Origin of the sequence: Polaribacter sp. Q13 (assembly GCF_016858305.2) — a bacterium.
GTDB lineage: Bacteria > Bacteroidota > Bacteroidia > Flavobacteriales > Flavobacteriaceae > Polaribacter.
Window position 1 is genome coordinate 514,718 of record NZ_CP074436.1, and the last position, 12,087, is coordinate 526,804.

Below are 12,087 nucleotides of genomic sequence, written 5' to 3' on the forward strand. Positions count from 1 at the left end.
ATATTTCAATATGAAAAAAAGTTTCTTTTTTAGAGTTCTATTTCTTTTAATAATCCTTTTTTCTGGAGGATTAATTGCTCAAAATAATGCTGAAAAAAATCAAACGCTAATACAATATTTATCAGGTACTGGTAAAGACGATACTGTTGCTTGGGACTTTTATTGTTCTGATGGAATGAACAGTAAAAAATGGACTAAAATTGGCGTTCCTTCTTGCTGGGAATTACAAGGTTTTGGTAATTACAATTACGGACGTGATTATAAGATTCCAAAAAAGTATAATGATGAATATGGTTTGTACAAGCATACATTTTCTGTTCCTGAAAATTGGAAACAAAAAGAGGTTAAAATTGTATTTGAAGGAGTAATGACAGATTGCGAAGTCAAAATTAATGGAAAGTTGGCAGGCGAAATTCACCAAGGAGCATTTTATGAATTTAAATACGGGATTTCTAAATTGTTGAAATACGGAACAGAAAATTTATTAGAAGTAAAAGTGAATAAAATGTCTGCAAATGAATCTATAAATTATGCAGAACGTCATACAGATTTCTGGGTTTTCGGTGGAATTTATCGTCCTGTCTATTTGGAGGTTTTACCAAAAGAATACATAAATAATGTGGCAATAGATGCGCAAGCAAACGGAGATATTACAGCAGAATTGTTTTTTAATCCGAAGGAAACCAAAACGGTTCAAATGAATTTATTGGATTTAAATGGAGATTTAGTTCAAAAAATTTCAGGTTTTACAACCGAAAAGAAAGAGGGGAAATGGATTTTAAAAGGAAAGGCTGCCAACGTAAAAACATGGAATGCTGAAAAACCGAATTTGTATGAACTGAAAATGAATCTGCTTGATAAAAAAGGAAAAACTATTCATACCATCTCAAAACGAATTGGTTTCCGAACAGTAGAAATTCGTGAAAGCGACGGTATTTATGTGAACGGACAAAAAATTAAGTTTAAAGGTGTAAATCGTCATAGTTTTTATCCCAATTCTGGAAGAACAACTTCTAAGGAATTAAGTATTGAGCATATTAAAATGATGAAGGATATGAATATGAATGCGGTTCGTATGTCTCATTATCCGCCAGATGTTCACTTTTTAGAAGCGTGTGATTCTTTAGGTTTGTTTGTGATTGATGAATTATGTACTTGGCACAATCCTTATTTAGACACCAAGGTTGGAAAAAAGTTAGTGAAAGAAATGATTGTGCGTGATGTAAATCATCCATCCATTTTAATTTGGGCAAACGGAAACGAATCTGGTTGGAATCTAGAATTGGATAAAGAATTTTCTAAATGGGATATTCAAAATCGTGAAGTAATTCATCCTTGGAATTCCTTTAAAAAGATGAATACGATGCATTATCCTGATTATTACAAATTCGCTTTCGATTCACCTGTAAAAGACAAAATTTATTTTCCTACAGAATTTTTACATGGTTTATACGATGGTGGTCATGGTGCAGGTTTGGATGATTATTGGAAACAAATGTGGAATATGCCTTTGGCAGCCGGAGGTTTTTTATGGGATTTTGCAGATGAAGGAGTTGTACGAACCGATAAAGGTGGTATTATCGATTTGGATAATAACCATGCAGCAGATGGAATTGTGGGGCCTTATGGAGAAAAAGAAGGAAGTTATTTCACTATTAAAGAAATTTGGTCGCCAATTTATATTGCAGATCGTTATATAAGAGATGATTTTTCTGGAGTTTTTAATGTAGAAAATCGCTATCATTTTACAAATTTGAATGAATGTTCAATGACAGCAAAATGGGTTCGTTTTAATGGACCAGAAGGTACTACAGATTTTAATATTGTATCAGAAAGTAAGGTTGAATTACCAGAATTAGCACCAGGAGCAAAAGGGAAATTTAATGTTGATAAACCTAAGAATTGGAAATCTGCAGATGCTTTGTTTTTAACAGCTACAGATATTTATGGCATGGAAATATTTACTTGGACCTATCCTGTTAAATCAGCAAATAAAATTAATGAAGACAAACTAAACTTCAATGTAAAAGGTAGTATTAAAACTATTAAATCTGATGCTTTTATTACGGTGATTGCAAGTGAAAATGAGTTTAAATTTTCTGCTGAAAATGGATTGTTGAAGGAAGTAAAGAAAAACGGAAAATTAATTCCGATAAAAGATGGACCAATTCTTTTAGGGAACAAATCAGCTTTAGAAAAAGTGAAAGTAAATGCATCTGATGATAAAGTTGAAATAACAGGATTGTTCAAGGAAAGAAAAAAATATTATGATTGGAAAGAGAATGATGAAATGACGTTGGATTTTTTCAAATGGACAATTTACCCTAATGGTTTACTTGATTTAAAGGTTGAACTCAGGAGTCAGAAAATTGTAGAAGGTTATATGGGAATCACATTTTCATTCCCTGAAGAAGAAGTAAAAGGGATGAAATGGCTTGGTGATGGTCCTTACCGTGTTTGGCGTAATCGTATGAAAGGAACTCAGTTTAGAGTTTGGGAAAATGATTATAATAATACAGTTACCGGAGAATCTGGGTTTGTATATCCTGAGTTTAAAGGATTCTTTTCGAGCTTAAATTGGGTAAAGTTAAAAGGGAAACAAGACAATGGATTTACAGTTTATTGTCATTCTGATTTAACTTTTTTAAGAATGTTAACTCCAGATCAACCTGCAGATCCTAAAAAAGGAGCGATAGTGACTAATTTTCCAAAAGGTGATATTTCTTTTGTAAAAAACATACCAGCAATGGGCACCAAGTTTATGCCAGCTTCTGCATCGGGTCCACAAGGAAGCCCTAAAAATTATTTTGGTAATGTAGATGAACCAATAAAGATAGATTTAACATTCGAATTTTAAAATATTGAAGAAAATGATAAAAAGAGGTCTCTTAATTTTTGCGTCCATTTTAGTATTAGTAGGGTGTGAAACAGAAAATAAAACAGTAAAAGAAGCATCAAAAGAAGAATTTCCTTTTTTTATTCCTGCGGAAAAACCTGATAGACCTTTAAGCGCTGCAGTAGCTCGTAATTACGATGCTTATGATAAAATTCGTCCAGAGCAAAACGAATTGTACACACAGTTTAAATATACAGAGTTAAAGGGGTTTGATTATAACGGCGGAGATGGAACAATTACAAGGCGTGATCCATCTAAAGTAATTTTTGAAAACGGAAAATATTATGTTTGGTATACAGGTAGAAAATCGCCTGTAAGACCCGTGGGAATGGCTCGTGCAAAGGAAGCTACAGATGTAATTCCTTCTGCAGATTGGGATTTGTCTGATATTTGGTACGCTACTTCTGAAGATGGTTTTACGTGGAAAGAAGAAGGAATTGCAGTTCCTCGTCCTCCAAAACCCCAAGCAGGTTGGCGTTCGGTAACTACTACTGATATTTTAAAGTTTAAGGGAAAATATTATTTATATTATCAAGCATTTATGGAGGCAAGCGGTTTAAGAGGAGATTTTTGTCCAGTAGCAGTTTCATACGCTGATTCTCCAGATGGGCCTTGGATTCCTTACGATGAAGTTGTAATTCCAAATGGCCCAGAAGGTTCTTGGGATCAATATTCCATTCATGATCCGTATCCTTTAGTTCATGAGGGTAAAATTTATTTGTATTACAAAGGAGATTTTGATAAAAGAAAAGAATTGAAACCTTCAAAAATAAGAATGCAAGGTTTGGCAATTGCAGAAAATCCTTTAGGTCCTTTTGTAAAACATCCTTTAAATCCGGTGATTAATTCGGGGCATGAAACAACCTTGTTTCCCTTTAAAGAAGGAGTTGCAGCCATTGTGCAACGCGATGGTATGGAGCATAATACTATTCAGTATGCAAAAGATTGGGTAAATTTCGAAATAGCTTCCATTACAGAATTGATGCCAGTTGCAGGCGGACCATTTGTACCAGATGCATTTACGGATACTAAAAATGGACGAGGAATTACTTGGGGGATTTCACATTTTATAAATGCTGATGGAAATTGGAATCATACCATTCTTACACGTTTTGATTGCGATTTAAGTCAAGATATAGATGATCAAAAAATGAAAGGACATCATTATAATTACAGTCCAGAATTTCATTATACACATAAATTAAGTGGAGATCAAAAAAAACGAATTATTAAAGAAACGAATAAACTTAAAGGAAATGAAACGAATTAAATTAAAATATTTTCTATTAATTGGAGCAATTGTAGCGGTAAGTTGCACTGCTACAAAAGAAAGTATTAAAAAAGAAAGTACTGTTATAAAACATTACGAGCCTACTTTTGAGTCATTAAAACAACACGGAGCTGCACCAGAGTGGTTTGCTGATGCAAAGTTAGGAATGTATTTTCATTGGGGACCTTATAGTGTTCCGGCTTTTGGTAGTGCGTGGTATCCTCATAATATGTATAAAGCTAAAGGAGGAGTTCGTAAACATCATGAGGAAACTTACGGAAGTATTTATGAATTTGGATATGAAGATTTTATCCCGATGTTTAAAGCAGAACATTTTGATCCAGATGATTGGGCTGAATTGTTTAAAAACACAGGAGCTAAATTTGCAGGACCTGTAGCAGAACATCATGATGGATTTGCCATGTGGGATAGTGAAGTGAATCCTTGGAATGCAGCAGATATGGGACCTAAAAGAGATATTTTGGGTGATATATTTAAATCGCTAAAGAAACAAGGTTTAAGAACCATTGCTACGTTTCATCATGCTCGAAATGGACAGCGTAATAGGGATAAACCTGAATTATGGGGAGATGCGTACGACAGTCATTATGTATATCAACCATATTTACCAACAGCAACTACAGATCCAAAATTGCGTAAATTATTTGGGAATTTTGAAACCATAGAAGAATTCAATCAATATTGGTTAGATCAAGTAAATGAAGTGGTGGATAAATACAGTCCGGATATTTTATGGTATGATTCCTGGTTGAATTTAATTCCGGAAGAAAAAAGAAATGAAATGGCAGCGCATCATTTTAACAACGGAATTAAGCAACATAAAGAAGTAATGCTAGCGCATAAACAACAAGATTTACCATCAGAATATAGTGTGTTGGATTATGAACAAGGAGGACGTAGAGATTCTTGGCCAACACCTTGGATGACTGATATTACGCTAGGGAAAAGTAAATGGATGTATGTGGAAGGAGAGCCTTACAAAACTGCAGATATGGTGGTGCGTAATATGATAGATGTTTGGAGTAAAAACGGTGTGGTATTGTTAAATGTTTCGCCACGGGCGGATGGAGTTATCAATCAAGAACAAAGAGATGTATTGAAAGAAATTGGAGATTGGATGAAAGTGCATGGTGAAGCGGTGTATGGAACAAGAGCACATAATATTTTTGGATTTGGAAATGCAAAAACAGGAAAAGGACACAATGCAGGACAGTCATCATCTGTAAATTATACGGCCAATGACATTCGTTTTACGGTAGCTAAAGATAAAAAGTCGATGTATATTTTCTTTTTAGGAGTGCCAAAATCAGGAGAACGAATTGAAATGAGATCTTTTGGAGGATATCACAGAAATATTCCACCAGGAAAAATTACAAAAATTACACATATGGGAACCAATGCAGAAACTAAGTTTGAGCTAACTACAGCTTCTTTCTTTTTAACCATTCCGGATGTGAAAATGAATAGTTTGGCCAATGTGTTTAAACTAGATTTAGAGTAAAATTTTTCTTTTTTATGATATCTAAACCACCGCTAAAACGGTGGTTTATTGTTTTTAATTTAAAATATACTTTTATGAATAATATGTTTGTAATGGCTCTTATTGCATGGTTTTAAGTCTTTATTTTATTGAAAAAGAACATTTCATATATAAACATGACTATTTGTGTAGCTTCTGTTTCTGTGTAATAAATACATTTACTTCATCTCAATAAGGAAGTATTCTATAATTTAAATACATTGAATAAAATGAAAAAAGTATCGGTTATTTTATTTTTATTAGTTTCATTTAATTCGTTTTCAAATATTGATAAATCAGATTATGCTAAAAAAATTACGATAGAACAATGGCAAGTACACGACTTTCTATTTAAAGCAACTCCTAATGTTCGTAATCCTTTTATTGTAAATTTTGAAGCCACATTTAAAAATGAAAGTGGAGAACAAATAAATGTTCCTGGTTTTTATAATGGAGGCAATGAATGGGTTGTTCGTTTTTCAACATCTAAAATAGGGAAATGGCAATTTGTAACCCAATCTGCATTAAAAGGTTTGCATAATAAAAATGGTTCTTTTAAAGTAATTCCCACTAAAAATAAAACAGAACATGGAGGCATTATTGTAAAACCAGAGAATCCACAATATTTTTATTACGAAGATGGCGCTCCATACATGCAAATGGCGTATGAGTGCGATTGGTTGTTTGCTTTAGATTTTGAAAATAAAAAAGCAGCACCAAAAACAACTATTTTATTAAATGATTTACAAAATAATAATTTAAATCAGATTGTAACTACCGTATATTCTTTTGGAGCAAAATGGGAACGTGATCCAAAGTTGGCAGCGTATCCAGAATACGACTATAGTAATGATTTGTCTATTTTTCCTTTTTTAGGAACTAATAAGACGCCTGATTTCAGTCTTTTAAATGTTGCTTATTTTCAGCAAATGGATAGAACGATTGACATGATGAAAGAACGTAATATTTCTCTTCATTTAATGATTTATGTATGGAACAAATTGGTAAACTGGCCAGATGCAGAAACGGAAGCGGATAATATGTTTTTTGATTATATTATAAAGCGTTACCAAGCTTTTCCGAATGTAGTTTGGGATGTTGCTAAAGAAGCATATGATAGAAAACGGTGCTCTACAGCCTATATTTTAGAACGTTTAGAGCGCATTAAAAAATTAGATGCTTATAAGCGTTTAAAAACGGTGCACGAATATGATTTTTGTATTAAGAATCCTGATAAAGTAGATATCATTTCGGCACAAAACTGGAGTGCAACTATTTATCACGATATGCTTGGGGTTAAAAAAGCATTTCCGAATAAACCAATTTTTAATATTGAGCATGGAGGTTATACAAAATCAGAATTTGAAGTATTTCCTGGAGATTATGTAGATCCAGAAATTAGTTTGAGAAGAAATTATATGATTAATTTTTCGGGTACGTATAGCACGTATTATTGGCAAGGAACTTCTTGGTATGTCATGATTCACGATATTGAAAATCAGCCTAAAGGTTTTGTAAAACCAAAATATGAGTACTATAAAAACTTTGTAAATTTCTTTAAAAAGTATTCTTTTAATGAGTTTACACCAGACTTAAAAAGTAATAATAGCGGTTACACACTTACAAATAACAAAGGCGTGTTTTTAATGTACCTGCCAAAGTATAATTATCAAGCGTCCATTTTTTACTTATCTCCATTTTTTTCAAAAACAGGTACGTATCAATGGTTTAATACGCTAACGGGAGAGTATAGTGAGGTATTTCAATTTAAAAAAGGCAATTTCAGGAACCCGTGGTACAATAAAGCCGATGCGATTTTAATTCGTACACATTAAAATAAGAAAGAATGAAAAAAATATATGGTAGTATTTTGGTAATTATTTTTTGTTTTCAGTTGGGAGCAGCTCAAAATAAAAAAGTCGAAGATTTAGAAGTTAAAAAAGGAACTTTACTGTTTTCTGATGATTTTGAAAGAACTGAAATTGGCAACAAATGGGAGATAAAAGAAAAATTTATTGGAGCATTTTCTATAGAAAATGGAGTTTTAGTAAGTAAAGAAATAAAAGATGCTGGTCATGGTTCTGTTACTAGAGCACATTTTAAATATGCTGATGTACTAATAGAATTCGAATTTAAGTTTGAAGGAGGAAAAAGATTCAATATAGTGATGGATGACAGTAACTGTAAAGCTGTTCATGCAGGTCATATTTCTAGAGTTTCCTTTTCTAAAATGGGTTTTACCGTGCAAGATGATAAAACTGGTAGTATGAATTTGAAGCTGAGAAATGAAATAAAAGGAGATCCAAAAAAGAAAGCTGAATTCAAAAAAATGTTAGCATCTAAAAAGTCTATCGTAAAACTGAAATTTGAAGAAGGTAAATTTTATCATGCGGTTATAACCAAAAAGAATGCTGTTTTACAATGTGAAATAGATGGTAAAATAGCATCAATCAAATCCGAAGGAATTGCACATCCAACATTAAATAAATTTGGACCAACAATAACTGGTGGAAATATTTTGTTTGATAATTTTAAAATTTGGGAAATAGAGTAAGCAGAAAAATAGTTTTTAAATTAAGATACAATTCTAAGGTTTCTTCTGAAATTTGAAATAATTCTCTAAGAATAAGTTAGAATAGCACATATCTTATGTAAAGAAAGTGATTTGTTTAAGTTGTTTTTTAATCAAATCTTATTTTTACGGAAGGTATAATGAATAAAATATATATTGAATATGACAACATTTAAAAGAATAGCAACTGTATTAATCATGCTTGCATTAAACACTTTGTATGCTCAAAAATCTCCATTCTTCAATAATGGTGAAGACCCAAAGCCGGAAGGAGCAAAATGGAAATTGGTTAAAAACATGTCTGATGACTTTAATGGAAAAAAAGTAAATCAGAAAAAATGGCAAATATCGGGTCAAGGTTGGATTGGAAGAGCTCCTGGATTATTTATGGCAGAAAATATTAAGGTTGCAGATGGTAAACTTCAAATTACAACAACTAAATTGCCTAAAACCATAACCAAAAACGGAAAAGAATTTACACATGGAGGTGGTTACGTAGGATCAAGAAATGGAATGACTTATGGCTATTATGAAAGTAGAATGAAAGCTAACAAGAGTTTTATGTCATCAACATTTTGGTTGATAAATGAAAACAAAGGTGTTACGGGTTGTGACAAACGAACCACAGAATTAGATATTCAAGAATGTGTTGGTCAAATTGTAAATGATGCACAATGGATGAAAAATTTTGATCAAGCAATGAACTCAAATACACATAGTAGAAATATTCCTGAAGGATGTGATTATATAAAAGGAACCAGCAAAGGAGGAGGTCTTATGCAAGGAAAAGTTTATGATGATTTTCATGTTTATGGTGTTTGGTGGAAAAGTAAAGACGAAATATTATTCTATTTAGATGGAAAATTGGTGAAAAAAGTTACACCTCCAGCAGATTTTAATATCCAAATGCATTTAAGAATGGTTGTAGAAACGTATGACTGGAATCCAGTTCCTGCAAATGGAGGAATGGTTGGTTTATCAGAAAAAGATAGAACCACTTCTTATGATTGGGTGCGTTCATGGAAATTAGTAAATTAAATTAGCAATGAAAAACACGTATAACATTTTAATGGTTTGTTTAACAGTCTCAATTCTATTGTCTTGTGCTGATAAAACTTCAGAAAAAGTAGTTGTCAAAAAGGCTTCAGAACAGCAATCTGGTTTTCCGAATGTACTACCTATGGAAAAACCAGATAGAAAAATGAGCGCTGCATTAAATAGATTATACGATGCGTATCCTGCTCCTAAACCGCAAGCCAATGAATTGTTTTCTCAATTTAAATATACACCATTAAAAGGTTTTGATTATCATAATCATGATGGTACAATTAGCAGAAGAGATCCATCAAAAGTAATAAAGCATAATGGTAAATATTATGTATGGTATACGTACAGAAATACACCAACTCCGCCACAAGGAGCTGAAAAATCGACAGATAAAATTCCTTCATCAGATTGGGATTTAGCAGAAATTTGGTATGCAACCAGTAAAGATGGTTTCAATTGGGAAGAACAAGGTGTTGCTATAAAAAGACCAGAAAAACCGATAGTTGGTTGGAGAGCGGTTACTACAACAGATATCTTAAAGTGGAAAGGAAAATACTATTTGTATTACCAAGGTTTTATGGAAGCAAGCGGAAAAAGAGGTGATGATTGTCCGGTGGCAGTTTCTTATGCAGATTCTCCAAATGGACCTTGGACAGCTTATAATAAAATTGTAATTCCAAATGGTGCAAAAGGAGAGTGGGATGAATACTCTATTCACGATCCGTATCCATTAGTTTATAACGGAAAAATTTATTTATATTACAAATCAGATTTTGGCGTAAAACCAAATTGGATAAGAATGCAAGGTTTGGCAACTGCAGATAATCCTTTAGGCCCTTTTACCAAACATCCGTTAAATCCGGTTATTTCATCTGGACACGAAACATCTTTGTTTCCTTTTAAAGACGGAATTGCTGCAATGGTTTATAAAGATGGAAATGAGCATAATACAGTGCAATTTGCAAAAGATGGTGTAAACTTTGAGATTGCTTCAATTACAGAAATGATGCCGTATGCGGCGGCACCTTATGTGCCAGATGCATTTACAGATACAAAAGATGGTAGAGGTATTACTTGGGGATTGGCGCATTTTATAGGTTTGGGTAAAAAAGGACAATTTCACTCAATGTTGGCAAGATTTGACTGTGATTTAAGTCAAGATTTAGATGATCATGAAATGAAAGAGCCAAGAGTAAAATATACACCTGAAGATTACTTTAAACGTAGTTTGAGTAAAAAACAACAAAAAAGAATTGCATCAGAAAACGCTAAATAATTAAAATCAAGATTTATGAAAAAAATATATGTAAGCTTATTTATAGCGCTTTTTACTTCGCTAAACATTCTTGTTGCACAAGAAAAACCAAATGTTTTAATTATTCTGGCTGATGATTTAGGATATGGAGATCTTGGTTTTACAGGATCTAAAGACATTCAAACACCTAATTTAGATAAACTAGCAGATAATGGGGTTATTATGAAAAACGGTTATGTTACGCATCCCTATTGTGGGCCATCAAGAGCAGGTTTAATTACTGGGCGATATCAAGCGCGTTTTGGTTTGGAAATAAATCTTACAAATTCGAAATATGATATGTATAATGGTTTGCCATTAACAGAGCAGACTTTTGCAAACAGATTGCAAAAATCTGGCTATGAAACAGGAGTTATTGGTAAATGGCATTTAGGAGGTTCAGATACATTTCATCCAAATAATCGTGGATTCGATTATTTCTATGGATTTTTATCAGGAGGACATTCTTATTTCCCGAAGAATGTAAAAACGCATATGCCTTTAATCAGCCCAAAGAATAATAAACCTCATTACAGTGCTAATGAAGGTAGTTATTGGCCATTAACAAGAAATGATAAAGCAGGAGAATTTAATGAGTATTTAACATCAGCATTAAGTAAAGATGCTGCAAAATTTGTTAGTAAAAGTGATAAGCCTTTTTGTTTATATTTAGCTTACAATGCACCACATATGCCTTTAGAAGCACCAAAAGAAACTATTGAGAAATACAATTTTATCAAGGATAAAAAACGAAGAACTTATGCTGCAATGGTCGACGAGTTAGATCAAGGAATTGGTGTTGTAGTAGAGGCGCTTAGAAAATCTGGAAAATTAGACAATACTTTAATTTTCTTTTTGTCCGATAACGGAGGACCAAGAAAAAAGGGAGAAACATTTGCTAGTAATGGTAAATTTAAAGAGGGAAAAGGAAGTATGTATGAAGGCGGTTGTCATGTACCTTTTATAGTACATTATCCTAATGGGAATTTTAAAGTTAAAAAGTTTGATGGTTTAGTTTCTGCATTAGATATTGCTGCCACGGCTGTAGCTGTTGGTAATGGAGATACTTCAGGGTATGAATTAGAAGGTAAAAATTTAATTCCTTATTTAAAAGGAAATAAAAAAGGATCTCCACACGAAGCGTTGTTTTGGAGAATGCAAGATGGTCAAGCCTGGGGAGTAAGAACGATGGGGGCTAAGTTTTTAAAACGTAATAAAAAAACAGCGGTACCAGAATTGTTTAATATGGCAATAGATCCTTATGAGGATTATGATATCATCTCTAAATCGCCAAAATTAAGAAAAGAATTAGCAAAACTTTGGAACGATTGGAATAGCGAAAACATAAGTAACATCTATTTGCAAGCTGGTGCATATCAAAAGAAACGTTTAGATATGTATAAAAAACTGTATGAAGATTTGATAAAGAAGTCTAAGAAAGTGGAGCTTTTAAAAATAAAATAAAATT

General features: G+C 32.7%; 8 protein-coding genes. All 8 read left to right on the plus strand.

What is annotated here, in order from left to right; all coding sequences use genetic code 11:
• Nucleotides 1-10 precede the first annotated feature (10 nt).
• Nucleotides 11-2,857 carry a glycoside hydrolase family 2 TIM barrel-domain containing protein gene (locus tag JOP69_RS02005; RefSeq protein ID WP_203393106.1) on the plus strand — a complete coding sequence of 949 codons (2,847 nt, stop codon included), beginning with the start codon at nucleotides 11-13 and terminating at the stop codon, nucleotides 2,855-2,857.
• 13 nt (nucleotides 2,858-2,870) lie between these two features.
• Complete coding sequence (locus JOP69_RS02010; RefSeq protein WP_203393105.1) at nucleotides 2,871-4,166, plus strand: family 43 glycosylhydrolase; 1,296 nt, start codon at nucleotides 2,871-2,873, stop codon at nucleotides 4,164-4,166.
• Nucleotides 4,153-5,688 carry an alpha-L-fucosidase gene (locus JOP69_RS02015; RefSeq protein ID WP_203393104.1) on the plus strand — a complete coding sequence of 512 codons (1,536 nt, stop codon included), beginning with the start codon at nucleotides 4,153-4,155 and terminating at the stop codon, nucleotides 5,686-5,688. The genes JOP69_RS02010 and JOP69_RS02015 overlap by 14 nt, the downstream gene beginning before the upstream one ends.
• 248 nt (nucleotides 5,689-5,936) lie before the next feature.
• Nucleotides 5,937-7,541, plus strand: coding sequence for a DUF5060 domain-containing protein (locus JOP69_RS02020; RefSeq protein WP_203393103.1), 1,605 nt, complete (start codon nucleotides 5,937-5,939; stop codon nucleotides 7,539-7,541).
• Nucleotides 7,542-7,552: 11 nt separating this feature from the next.
• Nucleotides 7,553-8,260 (plus strand): hypothetical protein, encoded by a 708-nt coding sequence (locus tag JOP69_RS02025; RefSeq protein WP_203393102.1) that lies wholly within the window; start codon nucleotides 7,553-7,555, stop codon nucleotides 8,258-8,260.
• Between the two features lie 180 nt (nucleotides 8,261-8,440).
• Complete coding sequence (locus tag JOP69_RS02030) at nucleotides 8,441-9,316, plus strand: family 16 glycosylhydrolase (protein ID WP_203393101.1); 876 nt, start codon at nucleotides 8,441-8,443, stop codon at nucleotides 9,314-9,316.
• Between the two features lie 7 nt (nucleotides 9,317-9,323).
• The gene (locus tag JOP69_RS02035) at nucleotides 9,324-10,601 is read left to right on the plus strand and encodes a family 43 glycosylhydrolase (protein ID WP_252191165.1); all 1,278 of its coding nucleotides are present in this window, start codon (nucleotides 9,324-9,326) and stop codon (nucleotides 10,599-10,601) included.
• Nucleotides 10,602-10,616: 15 nt separating this feature from the next.
• A complete protein-coding gene (locus tag JOP69_RS02040) occupies nucleotides 10,617-12,083 on the plus strand; it encodes a sulfatase (protein WP_203393100.1) in 1,467 nt (488 codons plus the stop codon).
• Nucleotides 12,084-12,087 lie beyond the last annotated feature (4 nt).